The sequence below is a fragment of the Roseiterribacter gracilis genome (assembly GCA_018332375.1).
GTDB classification, from domain to species: domain Bacteria; phylum Pseudomonadota; class Alphaproteobacteria; order BOG-932; family Roseiterribacteraceae; genus Roseiterribacter; species Roseiterribacter gracilis.
The window spans coordinates 2092376-2107823 of sequence record BOPV01000001.1; the positions used below are offsets into that span (position 1 = coordinate 2092376).

21 protein-coding genes are annotated in these 15448 nt (G+C 64.9%); 8 read left to right on the forward strand and 13 right to left on the reverse strand.

The window, feature by feature from the left end:
- Positions 1-6 precede the first annotated feature (6 nt).
- The 8 genes from TMPK1_RS10355 to TMPK1_RS10390 all read right to left on the reverse strand — a co-directional run bounded on the left by TMPK1_RS10355 (position 7) and on the right by TMPK1_RS10390 (position 6099).
- Complete coding sequence (locus TMPK1_RS10355; protein WP_420242931.1) at positions 7-414, reverse strand: hypothetical protein; 408 nt, start codon at positions 412-414, stop codon at positions 7-9.
- 20 nt (positions 415-434) lie between these two features.
- Positions 435-881 carry a DUF6265 family protein gene (locus TMPK1_RS10360; protein WP_420242932.1) on the reverse strand — a complete coding sequence of 149 codons (447 nt, stop codon included), beginning with the start codon at positions 879-881 and terminating at the stop codon, positions 435-437.
- A 31-nt stretch (positions 882-912) separates the two neighbouring features.
- Positions 913-1710: a helix-turn-helix domain-containing protein gene (locus tag TMPK1_RS10365; protein ID WP_420242933.1), complete on the reverse strand. Its 798-nt coding sequence runs from the start codon at positions 1708-1710 to the stop codon at positions 913-915.
- Entirely contained in the window at positions 1700-2341 is a 642-nt protein-coding gene (locus TMPK1_RS10370) for a hypothetical protein (protein ID WP_420242934.1), read from the reverse strand. The genes TMPK1_RS10365 and TMPK1_RS10370 overlap by 11 nt, the downstream gene beginning before the upstream one ends.
- Positions 2342-2431: 90 nt before the next feature.
- On the reverse strand, positions 2432-2824 hold the full coding sequence (locus tag TMPK1_RS10375) for a DUF1761 domain-containing protein (protein WP_420242935.1): 393 nt from the start codon (positions 2822-2824) through the stop codon (positions 2432-2434).
- A gap of 251 nt (positions 2825-3075) precedes the next feature.
- Complete coding sequence (locus TMPK1_RS10380; RefSeq protein ID WP_420242936.1) at positions 3076-4464, reverse strand: NAD(P)(+) transhydrogenase (Re/Si-specific) subunit beta; 1389 nt, start codon at positions 4462-4464, stop codon at positions 3076-3078.
- On the reverse strand, positions 4461-4898 hold the full coding sequence (locus tag TMPK1_RS10385; RefSeq protein WP_420242937.1) for an NAD(P) transhydrogenase subunit alpha part 2: 438 nt from the start codon (positions 4896-4898) through the stop codon (positions 4461-4463). Before TMPK1_RS10385 ends, TMPK1_RS10380 begins: the two co-directional genes overlap by 4 nt.
- Complete coding sequence (locus TMPK1_RS10390; protein ID WP_420242938.1) at positions 4891-6099, reverse strand: Re/Si-specific NAD(P)(+) transhydrogenase subunit alpha; 1209 nt, start codon at positions 6097-6099, stop codon at positions 4891-4893. The genes TMPK1_RS10385 and TMPK1_RS10390 overlap by 8 nt, the downstream gene beginning before the upstream one ends.
- A gap of 158 nt (positions 6100-6257) precedes the next feature.
- Here TMPK1_RS10390 and TMPK1_RS10395 point away from each other — a divergent pair, with 158 nt between their 5' ends.
- From TMPK1_RS10395 to TMPK1_RS10420, 6 genes are all read left to right on the forward strand, one after another.
- Positions 6258-6581 (forward strand): ArsR/SmtB family transcription factor, encoded by a 324-nt coding sequence (locus TMPK1_RS10395; RefSeq protein WP_420242939.1) that lies wholly within the window; start codon positions 6258-6260, stop codon positions 6579-6581.
- A 1-nt stretch (position 6582) separates the two neighbouring features.
- Complete coding sequence (locus TMPK1_RS10400; protein WP_420242940.1) at positions 6583-7005, forward strand: SRPBCC family protein; 423 nt, start codon at positions 6583-6585, stop codon at positions 7003-7005.
- Complete coding sequence (locus TMPK1_RS10405) at positions 7005-7478, forward strand: cytochrome b (RefSeq protein WP_420242941.1); 474 nt, start codon at positions 7005-7007, stop codon at positions 7476-7478. Before TMPK1_RS10400 ends, TMPK1_RS10405 begins: the two co-directional genes overlap by 1 nt.
- 34 nt (positions 7479-7512) lie before the next feature.
- Positions 7513-8769, forward strand: a complete 1257-nt coding sequence (locus TMPK1_RS10410; protein ID WP_420242942.1) for an AMP-binding protein — start codon at positions 7513-7515, stop codon at positions 8767-8769.
- A gap of 142 nt (positions 8770-8911) precedes the next feature.
- Positions 8912-9886: a COG3904 family protein gene (locus TMPK1_RS10415; protein WP_420242943.1), complete on the forward strand. Its 975-nt coding sequence runs from the start codon at positions 8912-8914 to the stop codon at positions 9884-9886.
- An 86-nt stretch (positions 9887-9972) separates the two neighbouring features.
- Positions 9973-10521: a nitroreductase family protein gene (locus TMPK1_RS10420; protein ID WP_420242944.1), complete on the forward strand. Its 549-nt coding sequence runs from the start codon at positions 9973-9975 to the stop codon at positions 10519-10521.
- Positions 10522-10541: 20 nt separating this feature from the next.
- Here TMPK1_RS10420 and TMPK1_RS10425 read toward each other — a convergent pair whose 3' ends face one another.
- The 5 genes from TMPK1_RS10425 to TMPK1_RS10445 all read right to left on the reverse strand — a co-directional run bounded on the left by TMPK1_RS10425 (position 10542) and on the right by TMPK1_RS10445 (position 13271).
- Entirely contained in the window at positions 10542-11066 is a 525-nt protein-coding gene (locus TMPK1_RS10425; RefSeq protein ID WP_420242945.1) for a PAS domain-containing protein, read from the reverse strand.
- A 92-nt stretch (positions 11067-11158) separates the two neighbouring features.
- Positions 11159-11305, reverse strand: a complete 147-nt coding sequence (locus TMPK1_RS10430; RefSeq protein WP_420242946.1) for a hypothetical protein — start codon at positions 11303-11305, stop codon at positions 11159-11161.
- A gap of 80 nt (positions 11306-11385) precedes the next feature.
- A complete protein-coding gene (locus TMPK1_RS10435; RefSeq protein WP_420242947.1) occupies positions 11386-11955 on the reverse strand; it encodes a fasciclin domain-containing protein in 570 nt (189 codons plus the stop codon).
- Positions 11956-12027: 72 nt separating this feature from the next.
- The gene (locus TMPK1_RS10440; RefSeq protein ID WP_420242948.1) at positions 12028-12693 is read right to left on the reverse strand and encodes an anti-sigma factor; all 666 of its coding nucleotides are present in this window, start codon (positions 12691-12693) and stop codon (positions 12028-12030) included.
- A complete protein-coding gene (locus TMPK1_RS10445) occupies positions 12690-13271 on the reverse strand; it encodes a sigma-70 family RNA polymerase sigma factor (protein WP_420242949.1) in 582 nt (193 codons plus the stop codon). The genes TMPK1_RS10440 and TMPK1_RS10445 overlap by 4 nt, the downstream gene beginning before the upstream one ends.
- Before the next feature lie 148 nt (positions 13272-13419).
- Here TMPK1_RS10445 and TMPK1_RS10450 point away from each other — a divergent pair, with 148 nt between their 5' ends.
- The gene (locus TMPK1_RS10450) at positions 13420-14367 is read left to right on the forward strand and encodes a serine/threonine dehydratase (RefSeq protein WP_420242950.1); all 948 of its coding nucleotides are present in this window, start codon (positions 13420-13422) and stop codon (positions 14365-14367) included.
- A gap of 64 nt (positions 14368-14431) precedes the next feature.
- On the forward strand, positions 14432-15427 hold the full coding sequence (locus tag TMPK1_RS10455; protein WP_420242951.1) for a YncE family protein: 996 nt from the start codon (positions 14432-14434) through the stop codon (positions 15425-15427).
- Positions 15428-15448 lie beyond the last annotated feature (21 nt).

A 15448-nucleotide genomic window follows, 5' to 3' on the forward strand; every position in this document is an offset into this window, starting at 1 on the left:
CGCCGACTAGCCGAACGCCTTTTTGCGATCGATGGCTTTCTTCTTCGCGACGGTCTTGCGCATCCGCTTGCCCTTCTTCGCCGCGACATAAACCCAGGCGGCGGCGATGGCGCTTTCGAGCGTTTTGCTGTCGACCATGTCGAGCTTCACCATGGTCGAGCCGTGCCGTCCCCACGCGCCTGCTGCGGGTTTGAACGCGCCCGGCACAGTGGCGAGGCGCAACGCCTGCTCGTCCTTGGTCAGCTTGATCATGCCCCACGCCGGATCGGGATAGCCCAATGACGCGAAGACGCGATCGAACACACGGAAATCGGCGTGCCCCATATGCGCGCCTTCGACCGCACCTTCGCAGGCGAGTGCGAGTTCGCGGAAGTCATCCGGGGTCGAGCTTGGCTTGATCGGTTTGGGCGGCACGGTCCCGAGGATGCGCGACCTCAGCGCTTACCGCAATCAGCCGCAGTCCCTGCCGTAAAACGCCACGACTCTTCGCGCGGCTTGCCGCTGATCGTGCCGTCGATCTTGGCCAACAGCTCATTTCCGTCTCGCATATAGGTGATGCGCGCGGGGAAACCGTGCTCGGGGTTGGCGAAGACCGCATGGTTGGCGTCGCCTTCGACGAGCTTGAACGGAACTGGCGGCTTGCCCGCCGGGCTCGCCCAATAGGTCCAGCCATCCGCCTCACGCTGGATGCGCAGATGTTCGAACATCGCTTTGCCTTTGCGCAGCGTCAGGTTGGCGCCCACCGCGAGCCCTTCGCGCGGCCCGAGCCAGCGTTCTTCGACGAATCCGTCGCTGGTGCATTGGCGCCAATCGCCCGACAGGAACGTCAGATCGGCGTCGGTGATGGCGGCGGTGGCAGCAGCAAGAAGCAAAGCGAACATTCGTTCTCTCCTTCGGGTTTTCCCCGTCCTCTTACCGATCCTCGTCGTCGCTGCCTTGTATGTTCACGACGAGGTCGAGCTCGGCCAGGCTGGTCGCCAAGCCGGCACCATTGGCGACGAATTCCGACGCGCTGCAGCCGACGAAGCGCTGAAAGTCGCGTGCCATTTGCGGGTGGTCGAAATAGCCCGCCGCCTGCGCGGCCGCCGACCAGGTCGACAAGGTCGTGCCCTGCAACGCGTCGAACACGCGGCGGAACCGCACCAGGCTTTTCAGCATGCGCGGACTGACGCCGACGACGGTCGAAAAGCGCCGCTGCAGATTGCGCGGCGTCAGCCCCGACGTCGCGCACAGCGCATCGAGATTGTCGCCGCCGCCGGCCAGGATCACCTCGACCGCGCGCTCGACCGCTTCGTCGCGCAAATCGGGATGCGAAGCGATATGTTGCGCGACATAGGCGAACAGCGCCGCCTCATCCGACGGCGCATCGACCAGCGCCAGGCGCCGGTCGGTCGCCGACGCCAACGTCTCACCCAGAAACGCCCAGGCGCCGGCTGGCTTGAACCGCACGCCCACCACGTCGACCGGCCCCGGCGCGCGCAGCAGCAACGGACGCGTCAGTTGTCCCGCAAACAACACGCGCGGCTGCGCGTGCCATGCACCGTCGCGCCATTCTTCGTAGGGCGTGCCGCGATGCAGGATCAGCTCGGCGCGCCCGTCGGGCGGAATTCGTTGCGGCGTCAGATCGTGGCCGGCGGTGTAGCGCCACACACATTGCACGTGGTCGGCCAGCGAAGCGGGCGGTGCTTCTTCTTGGTAGCTATGGGCCACAACCGTCTTCGCTTTCGCCGCCTTCATAGTCGCGCGGCAAGGCCAGCCCGACTTCGCGCAACAGGGCCGTGTCGGCGTTGCAGTATTTCTTGGTCGAGCGCCAGGTGCGCACCCGTTCCAGCACGTCGCCCATCTCGTCGGTCACGACCACACGATAGAGCTCGAACGCGACCTGCGCCGGTGCGGGCGTGTCGTCTTTGACGTCGCGCGTCGCGGTAAAAACCAGCGTCTCGCTTTCCTCGCCGCCGATCTTGCCGCGCGCAAACCGCACGCTGCGCACCATGTCTTCAAATGTGTGCGGCGTGTCGGTCAGCATGTCCTGCACGTGCCACGGCGTCGGCACCGTGATGGGCACGATGTTCCAATCACTGCGCCCCATCCCGCTTGCAGTTGTGATCAGATAGATCGAATAGCCATAGGCATTGCCGTTCTCGCGCCACGCTTTCAACACACGCGCGGGACGATTGTCGGGCGTGAAGCCCGGAATCGTGGTGAAGCCGGGCGCGACGTCGATTGCGGTGAGGTCGGTTGGTTTGGCAGCAACGACTGGCGCGTCGGCGGCGTGGGCGGTCAGCGCGACAAGCGCAGCAAGAAAGCAAAGTGCAGAGCGCATCGTTTTTGCCATCGTCATGCCCGGCCCTGTGCCGGGCATCCACGCGATTGGTGACTCACAAGTAGCGTGGATGCCGGGGACAAGCCTTGGCATGACGAAAGAGGAACGTCACGAGCGCCATTTCGTCAGGATCACACCCATCAGCACGGTACCGATCACCGTGTAGCCGAGGTCGATCGCGTAAACGAGCATCGGGAATTGCGGGAAGCCGTAATGCGAGTACATCGCCATCCCCGCGATGCCGAAACCCGCGAGCAAACCCATCGCGGCACCGCCGCCGATCGTGCTCGCTTTCGACCAGCGAATGATCTGGCGCAGCGCGATCGCTTCGACGATCAAGGTGATGAAGGTCAGCACGTAGGGCGTCGGCGTGATGTTCGCCATGTGCGCCGCTTTGTCGATCTTGAGACCCTCGATCCACGGATCGGCGAACACCGTGTACCAGACCGCACCCAGTACCCAATGCACGATCGCGGCGACGAGAATCGGCCAGTGACGCATGACACTTCTCCCTTGGTTGGCCCTGCCAGCGCCGACTCTGTGGCCGGCTGTTTTTCCGGAGGGAGGGTGATCCCGCGCGATGCGGGCGGCAACGAAAAACCTGCGTTCCCTTTTCGTCGTCATCCCCGCGAAGGCGGGGATCCAGGAGTCAAAAGAAAAGGCGGCGCATTCGACGATGCACCGCCTTCATTCTTCAACCTGGATCCCCGCCTTCGCGGGGATGACGACCTCGGCCGCGCGCGCCTCGGTCGTCAGTCCATCGCTTTAATAATGTCCTCGACCACCTTCTTGGCGTCGCCGAACAGCATCATCGTGTTGTCGCGATAGAAGAGTTCGTTCTCGATGCCGGCGTAACCCGACGCCATCGAGCGTTTGATGAACAGCACCGTCTTTGCCTTTTCCACGTCGAGGATTGGCATGCCGAAAATCGGGCTTTGCGGATTCGACTTGGCGGCGGGGTTGGTGATGTCGTTGGCGCCGATGACGAAGGCGACGTCGGTCTGGGCAAAGTCGCGATTGACGTCTTCCAGTTCCAGCACGTCGTCATACGGCACGTTGGCTTCGGCCAGCAGCACGTTCATGTGGCCCGGCATGCGACCCGCGACCGGATGGATCGCGTAGCGCACATTGACGCCGTCCTTTTTCAGATGGTCGGCCATTTCGCGCAGCGCGTGCTGCGCCTGCGCGACCGCCATACCATAGCCCGGCACGATCACGACGCTGGCTGCGTTCTTCAAAATGAACGCTGCATCGTCGGCGCTGCCGCTCTTCACCGTGCCTTGCGGACCTGCGCCCGCACCGCCCGCGACCGCTTCGCCGCCGAAGCCGCCCAGGATCACGTTGAAGAAGGACCGGTTCATCCCCTTGCACATGATGTAGGAGAGAATCGCACCCGACGAACCGACCAGCGCGCCGACAACAATCAGCAGATTGTTATGTAGCGTGAAACCGATGCCGCAGGCGGCCCAACCGGAATAGCTGTTCAGCATCGACACGACGACGGGCATGTCGGCGCCGCCGATCGGCACGATGATCAACACGCCGAGCACGAGACTGAGCAGCACGATCGCGGTGAAGAACACGCCGCTCGACGTCGTGCACAACGCCGCAACCAGCAGAACCAGCAACAGGCCGAGGCCGGCATTGATGACGTGCTGGCCTTTGAACACGATCGGCTTGCCCGAGATCAGCCCCTGCAACTTGCCGAAGGCGATGATCGAGCCGGTGAAGGTGATGGCACCGATCGCGGTGCCGAGCGCCATTTCGATCAGGCTGCCGGTGTTGATGTTGCCCGGCACGCCGATGCCGTAAGCAGCGGGATTGAGGAACGCGGCCGCAGCGACGAACACGGCCGCCAGACCGACCAGCGAATGAAACGCTGCGATCAGCTGCGGCAGCGCCGTCATCTGAATGCGCAGCGCCAGGAACGCACCGATCGCACCGCCAATGGCGATGCCCAGCGCGATGATCCCCCAATTGCCGATGCCCGGCAGCAGCAAGGTCGTGACGATCGCGATCGCCATACCGATGATGCCGTAGCGATTGCCCTGTCGTGCCGTGACCGGGCTCGACAGGCCGCGCAGCGCCAGAATGAAACAGACTGCGGCGACGAGATAGGCGAGTGCTGCCCAGAAACTCATTTGGACGCTCCCGCGCTCTTTGGCGTTTCTCGCTTCTTGAACATTTGCAGCATGCGCTGCGTGACGATGAAGCCGCCAAAGATGTTCACCGACGCCAGGATCACCGCGACGAAGCCGAACCAGCTCGACGCGCCTTGCCCCGTACCGGCTGCGATCAACGCACCGACGATAATCACCGACGAAATCGCGTTGGTGACCGCCATCAGCGGCGAATGCAGCGCGGGCGTCACGTGCCAGACGACGTAGTAGCCGACGAACAACGCCAGCACGAACACGGTCAGGCCCATAATCAGGAACGAGCTGCCGCCGTCATGCGAGGCTGCGTTGGCGGAGGCCACCGCCTGCGCTTGCGCAGCCAGCGAGTCGACGCGCGCACCGAGCTGGTCGACAGCCTGCCGCAGATTGTCGACCGCGGTCGGAAATGGATCAGCCATTGGTGGGCACCCCAGAAGCCGGCTGGGCCGGCGGCGTAGAAGAAGAGGCCATATTGTCGAGCGCGAATTGCGGATGGACGACGACGCCACCGCGAGTCAGGCACGTCGCTTTGACCAGCTCGTCGTTCCAATCGACCGAAATCTGCTTGGTCGTCTTGTCGACCAAGGTCGTGACGAAGGCGAGCAGGTTGCGCGCATAGAGCGCCGACGCGTCGGTCGCGAGGCGCGACGGCACGTTGGCGTGGCCGACGATTTTGACGCCGTATTTCTCGACGATCTTGCCCGGCTCCGAGCCTTCGACGTTGCCGCCCTGCTCGACCGCAAGATCGACCAGCACCGAACCCGGTTTCATCGTGCGCAGCATCGCGTCGCTCACCAGCACCGGCGCCTTGCGGCCCGGGATCAGCGCGGTGGTGATCACGATGTCTTGCTTCTTGATCGTCTCGGCAATCAGCTCGGCCTGGCGGCGCTTATAGTCGTCGCTCATTTCCTTGGCGTAGCCGCCGGCCGTTTCCGCCGCCTTGGTCTCTTCGCTTTCGACCATGACGAAGGCAGCGCCCAGCGATTTGACTTGTTCGGCCGCGGCCGCGCGCACGTCGGTCGCCGACACGATCGCACCCAGGCGGCGCGCGGTGGCGATCGCCTGCAGGCCGGCAACGCCGGTTCCCATGATGAAGACTTTGGCCGGCGGCACAGTGCCCGCCGCCGTCATCATCATCGGAAAAGCGCGATTGAATTCGCTGGCCGCGTCGAGCACGGCCTTGTAGCCGGCGAGGTTCGATTGCGACGACAGCACGTCCATCGTCTGCGCGCGCGTGATGCGCGGCATCAGCTCCATCGCAAAGGTGTCGATCCGCTTTTCGGCGTAGGTGCGCAGCACCTCGGGCGCCTTATACGGATCGAGAATGGAAATGAGCAGCGCGCCCGGCTTCAACATCGAGATTTCGTCGGTGCCTTCGGCCGCGGTCAGCGGACGCTGCACTTTCAACACGATGTCTGCACCACCGAGCGTCTGGGTTTCTTCGGCGCCGATGACGGCGCCCGCAGCTTCATAGGCGCTGTCGGGAATCGAAGCGCTTTCGCCGGCGCCGCGTTCGACGATGACGTCGAACCCGGCAGCAACGAGCTTCTTTACGGTTTCGGGCACTGCGGCCACGCGCTTTTCATTCGCGCGGCGCTCCTTTGGCACGGCCAACTTCAAGCGGCACTCCTACGGCTCAGGTCCCGGGGCCCCTTAGGATTAAGGGCGGCGGCACCATGCAGGACGATTCGGCGGCGGGGCAAGGCGCCGCAACCCTTCGCCCAAGCCCAGAAGAGGACGCTTGACCGATCCATAACCGTTCGGTTATGAGTCCGGCCATGGACGTTTCGCAGACCGAACTCTTCGCTTCGCTCGCCGACCCGACCCGCCGCGCGATTTTCGAGCGGCTGATGCGGGAGGGCGAGCTGACGGTCGGCACCATCACCGCGGAATCGGGCGTGTCACAGCCCGCCGTGTCGAAACATCTCGGCGTGCTGAAACACGTCGGCCTCGTCAGCGACCGGCGCGCCGGTCGGCAGACGCATTACTGCGCAAAGCCTGAAGCGCTCGCGCCGCTCGTCGATTGGATGACCCAGTACAGCGTCTTCTGGCGCGACCGCTTCGATCAGCTCGAAACCCTTTTGAACCAGATGGATCAGTAACATGCAGGTCAGCACCGAAACGCGCAGCGTCGTGATGGAACGCGAGATAAAACATCCGCCGGAAAAAGTCTGGCGTGCGTTGACGCAAGGACCGCTGCTCGAAGCCTGGTTGATGGCGAACGATTTCGAACCGATCGTCGGCCACAAATTCAAATTCCGCAGCACGCCGATGCTGCCGCAATGGGACGGCATCATTCATTGCGAAGTGCTGGAAGTCGAAGCGCCGCAACACCTGTCCTATCGCTGGGATTCGATGGGGCTGGAAAGCGTCGTCGTCTGGACCTTGGAAGCGACCAGCGGCGGAACAATCGTGCGGATGGAACAGTCCGGTTTCCGCGCCGATCAGAAGCACGCCGAGCAAGGCGCGATGTATGGCTGGCAGAAATTTCTCGGCCAGTTGGAAACCGTGCTGGATCAGGCGTGATGCAGCGCTATCACCCCGCGCTGGTGGCGCTGCACTGGTTGTTGGCCGTGCTGCTGTTCCTATCGCTGTGCGCGGGGTTTTTCCTGGCGCAGCGATCGAACGCCGATCCAAGCAAGATCGACGGGCTGCGCATCCATATGGCGATGGGCATGGCGATCCTCGCTTTGATGGTTGTGCGTTTCGTCGTGCGCCTGCGCAGCGCGCAACCGCCGCAAGGCCAGCGCCGCTGGTTGCATCAAAGCTTCTACGTGCTGGTCACGGCGATGGCGGGCACCGGTCTCGCCACCGCGATCGTCGCGCGGCTCAACGACATCGTGTTCGCCGGAACGGGCGAACCCTTGCCGCCCGATCTGCTGATCTTTCCGACGCGCGTTGCGCACGGTTGGATTGCTTTGTTGCTGGTCGCGCTGATTGGCGTGCATCTCGGCCAGGCGTTGCCGCGCATGGCGCGGATGTCGCTAGGGCGGCGTTGACGCGCGTGCCGCGCGGTGTCCAGATCCGCGCTGCATGCTCGACCCCGTCCTTCACGACCGCGCAGCGCTGGCGCAGCTGCAACTTACGCGGCTGCGCGAAACCCTGGCGCACGCCTATGCGCACAATGCGCATTACAAGCGCAGCTTTGACGCCGCCGGCGTAACACCCGACGATTTGCGCGGCCTCGCCGACCTGGCGCGGTTTCCCTTCACCACCAAAGACGATCTGCGCGCCAACTATCCGTACGGATTCTTCTGCGTGCCGATGGCGCAGGTCACACGGCTGCATGCATCGTCGGGCACGACCGGCAAACCGACCGTCGTCGGCTATACCAAACGCGACATCGAGAATTGGGCTGCGCTGGTGGCGCGCTCGATCCGCGTTGCGGGCGGCGAAGCGGGCATGAAAGTTCATGTCGCCTATGGTTACGGACTCTTCACCGGCGGACTCGGCGCGCATTACGGCGCCGAGCTTGCCGCTTGCACGGTCATTCCAATGTCGGGCGGGCAAAGCGCAAAACAGGTGCAGCTGATTTGCGACCTTGCACCCGACATCATCATGGTCACGCCGTCCTACGCGCTGACCTTGCTCGACGAGTTTCACCGCCAGGGCGTCGATCCGCGCGGCACGTCGCTCAAGCTCGGCATCTTCGGCGCCGAACCCTGGTCGGATTCGCTCCGCCGCGAGATCGAACAATCCTTCGCGATCGACGCGGTCGATATTTATGGCCTGTCGGAAGTGATGGGTCCCGGCGTCGCGTCGGAATTCGTCGCGACCAAAGACGGGCCGGTCGTGTGGGAAGATCATTTTCTGCCCGAGATCATCGACCCCGACACAGGCGAGGCCCTGCCCGACGGCGAAGAGGGCGAACTGGTCTTCACCAGCCTCACCAAAGAAGCGATGCCGATCGTGCGCTATCGCACGCGCGACCGTACGCGCCTGCTGCCCGGCACCAATTGCGCCGCACGCCGCATCGCGCGGATTTCCGGCCGCACCGACGACATGCTGATCCTGCGCGGCGTGAACGTTTTTCCGAGCCAGATCGAAGAGCTGCTGGTCACCTGCGACGGTCTCAGCCCGCACTACCAGCTCGAACTGACGCGACCGGAACGGATGGACGAGCTGACCGTGCTCGTCGAAGCCGATCCCGCGCAGGGCGATGCGCCGGCGGCGCAGTTGCGCACGCGGATCAAAGACATGATCGGCGTCACCGTCGCGGTGCGGCTGGTCGGTCCCGGCACCTTGGAACGGTCGGCGGGCAAGGCGCAGCGTTTGAAAGATCTGCGCTGACCGTCTTGTCCCCTCTCCCCGAGGGAGAGGGCTAGGGTGAGGGTTCTGAAAGCGCGCGTCGAAGAACAACCCTCACCCTCCCACGCGCAAACGCGCATGGGCCCCTCCCTCTCCCTCGGGGAGAGGGGATAGAGTGATAAGCATGCTGCGCGGATCGCTTCTTCTGCTGCTGGTGTGGTTCTCGGTTGCGCCGGCGCGCGCGACGGTGACGTTGGTCGCCGACGGTTCGGCGCCGGGCGCGCCGGCGCAGATCCATGTGCATGGCGCGATCCGCAAAGGCGATTACGCAACCTTCGAACGGTTGGCCGATCTGGTGGCGCAGACGTCGCGCCACAGCGTCAACGGCGTGCCGTTCGTGACCGTGCGCCTGTCGAGCCCGGGCGGCGACGTGATGGAAGCGCTCAAAATCGGATCGCTGCTCAACCGGCGCTGGATGATGACTTTGGTGCGGCCGCACGACGAATGCGTCAGCGCCTGTGTGTTCATCGCGATGGCGGGCGTGGTGCGCACCGCAAGCGGGGCTGCGATCGGCGTGCACCGGCCCGAATTCGAACCCGCCTCGCGCGCACGCCTGACGCAGCGCCAGGCCGATGAATTCTGGGCCGCGCTCGAGGCCCATCTCGTCGCCTATTTCGAGACGATGCAGATCGATGCGCGTGCCTACACACGCATGATGTCGACGCGCGGCGGGCTCTATTACTTCTCGCCGGACGAATTGCGCGCGCTGGGCTTTACCAGCGAACAGCCGGCCTGGACGCATCGCTATGCCGAACGCTGGGCCGAGCTGTACGAACCCAAAGCACCGCCACGCCCGGTGCCGGTCGCGGCGCGCCGCGTCCCAGCACCGCCCGCCGCGTTCCTGCAGCTCTTCCGCATGCCGGGCCTGATCGAACTGCCCGACAGCCCGCCGCCGGCAGAAATTTTTCAGCGCGTCGTGCTGCGCTTCGATGCGGTCCCGGCGCACGAAATCGCGCCAGATCTATGGACGTTTGACCAATGGCGCACAGTCGCGGCGGGGGTCGGTGCGCAATTCGCAGCGCTTTTTGAGCGCTACTTCCTGCTGCTGCTCGCCTTGGTGGAAATGCTGCGCGCGCAACGTCGGCGGCCGGCCACGTAGCAAAAAAGTAAACGACTTGCGTACGAGCTGCATTCGCGCGACCACCGATGCGCAGATCGAATCAGCGGAGACAGATTGTGGAACTGATGGAGGCGCTGCGGACGCGCCGCGCAGTTCGCGACTTTTCTGATCAGCCCGTCGATGACGCCGTGCTTGGCGGCCTGATCGACGCGGCATCGCTTGCGCCCAGCGCGCTGAGCCTACAGCCCTGGGCCTTCTGCGTCGTCGAAAAAGCCGCGCGCCTGAACGAACTGGCCAGCGCCGCCAAAAACTTTGCCCGCACGCGCGTGGCGCCCGACTCGCCGCTTGCGGCCCAGCTCGCCGATCCCGACTTCGACATCTTCCACGGCGCGCAGGCGATGATCGTCATCTGCGCCACCCACAATGACGCGCAATCGTCGGAAGATTGCTGCGTCGCCGCCGCGACCTTGATCCTGGCTGCACATGCGCAAGGGTTGGGAGCGTGTTGGGTGCGCCTGGCACGCGCCTGGCTGAACCTGGCTTCGACTAAAATCGAGCTGGGCATTCCGGCGCAATGGGTGCCGGTCGCGCCGATCGTACTCGGCTATCCGCACATATTGCTGACGCCGCCGCCGCCGTCGCGACGGCCGCCGCGCATCATCTACTGCAAATAGTCAGACCGCGAAGGGCGCGGTCATAAGATCCGCCGCTTGGGCCGCACCTTGTCCCATTTTCCGAACACGACGCAGCCGAGCAAGGTTTCGACCTGCCCGTATTCGCCCAATGGCAAGAGCAGCCGGCGATAGTCGATCGGCTTGCCGTTCAACCGTACCCAACTGTGCACACACAAAGTCGGGCGGCGATCCGCCACCGTGCGTTCATATTGTTCAACGATCGAGGCCATCTCGCATCCGGCGTCGAGCGCCTCGATCGAGTCGCCCTTGGTCAGGCCGAGCCGGGTCTGCACTTTGGTGCCGACCAGTCGCAGCACGAAACGCGGTGCGGCGGCATGGACGTCGACCAGAAAAACGTTGCCGGCGGCGGTGGGCGTACATCCGATAATGTCGAGCTCGGCGCGTCGCGGCATGTCGCGGCTGCCGCGCACCTGGTCCCAATGCGCGAACACGGCGCGGATTTCATCCGGCTCGTCCTCGCCGACCTGACTGTCGATGCGCAGCTCATACGCCTTGTGCGACGCGTAGGAAGCAACCGATTCCATAACCAGAGTCCTGTCGTGGCAGGCGAAGGGCGATCGCCAACGTGCGACGACGGGAGTGGTTCAATCGCCGAAGCGAAAGATTGCGCTGGCGCCTACAGGCGCTGGGTTGCGCGCTGGAGCAGATTGCGCGGTTCGCGCAATCGATCGCCGCTTGCGTCGCGCGCCAGCGACGGGGTCCGGCTTTCAACCTTGGCCGGCGGCACCAGAACGGCGCGGGCGAACAGCGTTTCGGATTGCATCGGCCAGTCTCGATTCATCTTGGTGCTGGCTGAACCACGCAGCGGCGCCGATGTTCCCTCGGCGCCGCATGTCGCTTGGATTACGGCATCAACACCGTGTCGATGACATGGATGACGCCGTTCTTCTGCCAGACGTCGGCCGTCGTGACCCAGGCCGAGCCGCCTTTCGCGTCGGTGAGCTTGATCTTGCCGCCTTCGCTGCTGGCGGTGATCGACGCGCCTTCGACGGTCTTCAGCACCGCCTTGCCGCCGCCGTCCTTCACCTTGGCGGCGAGATCGGCCGCGCCCCATTTGCCAGCCACGACGTGATAGGTGAGCACCTTGGTCAAGGTCGCTTTGCTTTCGGGCTTGAGCAGCGTGTCGACCGTACCGGCCGGCAGTTTTTCAAACGCGGCATTGGTCGGCGCGAAGACGGTGAACGGGCCTGCGCCTTTCAGCGTATCGACCAGACCGGCCGCCTTCACCGCCGCAACCAACGTCGTGTGCTCTTTCGAGTTCACCGCGTTGTCGATGATGTCTTTCGACGGATACATCGCAGCACCGCCCACCATCACCGTCTTTTCCTGTGCAACGGCCGTCGTTGCAGCACCTGCGGCAAGCAACATGGCCGCAGCGATCGCACCAACCGTGCGAAACGTGATCATCCGCATTCGTCTTCTCCCAGTGAACCCGACTGATGCGTCGGTCGAACTGGTTACGACGGGTGGATGCGTTTAGATGCGTCAGACCGGTTGCAAGGTTGCGCGGAAGATCGGCGCACCTGTCGGCTTGCCGTTCGGCGCACCGCCTGCCGGTTCGCGCGTGATCAGCAATTCCGCACCGACGACCGCATCGTCGGCTTGCAGACGCACGATCTCGCCTGGCGTTGCCGAGACGAGTCCCAGCGAACGCACGCCGTCGCTGCCGGCGCGGCGCAACCACAATTCGTACACGCGCCCGTCGCCCGCATCGCCCGGCGCCAGCGCTTCGACGCGCAGCGCGCCGTGCCCATCCGCCTGCACGACCCAGCCTGCAGCACCCGCCGACGGATGCAGCACCGCAATCGCTACCGGCGCGTCGGGCCGGTCGCGCAGCGCCAACACGCCCGCAAGCACGAAGCACAGGAACGCCAGACCGGCCGCCAGCGCGCGCCATGGCGGCGCTTGTTTGACCGGTTTGGAGTCGCCGTCGAGCGTTGCGTTCAGCCGCGCCAGCACGCGCGTCGGCGGCGGCACCGGTGTGGCTGCGCGTTCGAGCGGTGCCAGACGACGGTTCCAGGCGTCGACTTCGGCCCGCACATGCGGATCCTCGTCGAGCAGGCGCGCAAACCGCCGCCGCGCCGGACCGCGCAACGTGCCCAGCACATATTCGCCCGCGAGGCGCTCGATCGCAGCACGGCTGGGCGTCATGGTTCGAGACACGCGCGCAAGGCGATCAGCGCACGGCGGATCGTGCTTTTGATCGTGCCCAACGGTTGTTCGGCGACCGTCGCGACTTCGGCGTGCGACAGACCTTCGAAGAAAGCGCGCTGCACCATCGCGCGCGCAGTCGGGCTGAGCTGTTCGAGACAGGCGCGCAAGGCGGCGACGTCCTGCTGCGTCACCAGCGCCATGTCGGGCGCCGGCACCGCGTCGAACCATTGTTCGGGATCGCCGGCCTCTTCGATCGGCGCGTCGCGCCGCCGCGATTTGATGATGTCGAGCGCGCGGTTGCGCGCGATCGCCGCGATCCAGCCAGGCGCCGAGCCGCGCGTCGGATCGAACTGTCCCGCTTTGCGCCACACGGCGAGATAGACGTCGTGCAGCGCGTCCTCGGCCAGCGCACGATCGCGCAGCAGACGCAGCATCCGGCCGAAGGTCGCGGGCGCCGTCGCTTCGTACAGGCGCTGCAGCGCCGCCCGGTCGCCGCGCGCACAAGCGGCCAGCAGGTCCGCCAGGCCTTCGTCGCCCGTATCGTCGGACGCAACCAGGCGCAATGTTGCCGGCATACGCTTGAACTCCCGCAAAGCCTCTTCCGGTCTACGCCAGGGTGCAGCGCCTGGATGCATGCAAAATTCCGGCGCCTTGAAGCGCCCTCACCCAGCAGCGAACGCGCCACACTGGCGTCCGTTGAACCGCCGCCGCTACAACGCCCCCATGACCACCGACCTCCCCAGCCGCGCCGCAATCGAAGCCGCCTACGAACGTATCCGGCCGCATATCCGTTCGACGCCGATCCTGGAAATCCCGGGCAAGGTGCTGGGCGTTGCGCCGACCATCGTGCTCAAGCTCGAACACACGCAGATCGCGGGCTCGTTCAAAGCGCGCGGTGCGTTCAACGCACTGCTGGCATCGCCGCCGCCGCCAGCCGGGATCGCCGCTGCGTCGGGCGGCAATCACGGCATCGCGGCCGCGACGGCCGCCGCCTCGCTTGGCATGCGTGCCGAGATTTTCGTGCCGTCGATCTCGGCCCCGGCCAAACAAGCCAAGCTGCGCGCGACCGGCGCCACCTTGCATGTCGGCGGGCGCGATTTCGCCGAAGCGCGCGAAGCATGCGACGCGCACGCAGCCACGACCGGCGCGCGCATCGTGCATGCCTATGACGATCCCGACGTCGTCGCCGGACAAGGCACCTTGGCGCTGGAATTCGAACAGCAGGCCGGCCCGCTCGACGCGTTGCTGATCGCCATCGGCGGCGGCGGCCTGATCGGCGGCGTTGCGTCGTGGCATCGCGGCGCGACCTCGGTCTTCGGCGTCGAAAGCGAAGGCACCGGTTCGATGCGCGCGTCGCTGGATGCGGGCAAGATCGTCGACTTCGCGGTCTCCGGACTCGCCGCCGATGCGCTGGGCGCGCGGCGCGTCGGTTCGATCGGATTCGCCGCCGTACAGACCCATGTGCGCGAGGTCGTGCTTGTGTCGGACGATGCGTTGCGCGACGCGCAACTGCGGTTGTGGGATGCGTTGCGGCTTGCGGTCGAACCGTCGGGTGCAGCGGGCCTGGCTGCACTCCTCACCGGCAAAGTTGCGTTTCCCGCCAGCGCGCGCATCGGCTTGGTTCTATGCGGCGGCAATCTCGATCCGGCGACACTGGCGGCTGAAAAATAGACTCTGCCGAACGCGCCCGCGCTGCTATGCCCCGCAACAACAATTACCTGCAGGGCCAAACAACATGCGTCGGGTTCTTTTTGCACTGGTCGCGTCGATCCTTGCCACGTCCGCGCAAGCTGCAGCGGATGCGCCGTGGAAGATCGTGGGCCATATCGCCCTTCCCGACGGTGGTTGGGATTATGTCAGCTACGATCCCGACACGAAGCGCATCTATCTCGCGCGGCCTGACGGCGTGCTTGCGGTCGACATTGCCACGCGCGCAGTCACGCCGCGCCTGACCGAAGGCAGCCGCATGCACGGCGTGGCACCCGTACCCGGCACCGGCATCGCGGTCGCGACCAATGGCGGCGACGACACGGCGTTGGTGTTCGAAACCGCAACCGGGAAAAAACTGGCGCAGATTCCGACCGGCAAAAAACCCGACGCGGTTCTCTACGATCCCGCCACCAAGTTGGTTGCCGTGATGAACAACGGCAACGGCGAGATCACGCTGATCGATCCGCAGCAGAAAATCAGCGCCGGCACGATCGCGGTTGGCGGTGCGCTGGAATTCGCTGCGCTCGACGATGCCGGCAAGCTGTGGGTCAATGTCGAAGACAAGGCCGAGCTGGTTGCGGTTGACCTCAAGACCAAACGCGTTCTCTCGACGACCAAACTTCCCAATTGCGAAGAACCGACCGGCCTTGCCTTCGCTGCCGCCGAACACCGGCTGGTGTCGGTGTGCAAGAACGGACGCGCCGTCGTCACCGACAGCAGGACGGGCAAGGTGCGCGCCGACATCGCGATCGGCAAACGGCCCGACGCGGCGATCTACGATGCGAAACGCCATGAAGTGCTGGTGCCGTGCGGCGAAGGCGTATTGTCGGTGATCTCATTTGCCGACCCCGAACGGCCGCGCACGATCGCAACCGTGCCGACGCAACAAGGTGCACGCACCGGCACCTTGGCCGACGACGGTCGCCTCTATCTGCCGACTGCGAAATTCACGCCCGATCCAGCCGGCGGCCGGCCCAAACCCGTGCCCGGCAGCACCGAATTGCTGGTGCTGGCGCGCTGAACTATCGTCTTGGGCCAGTCT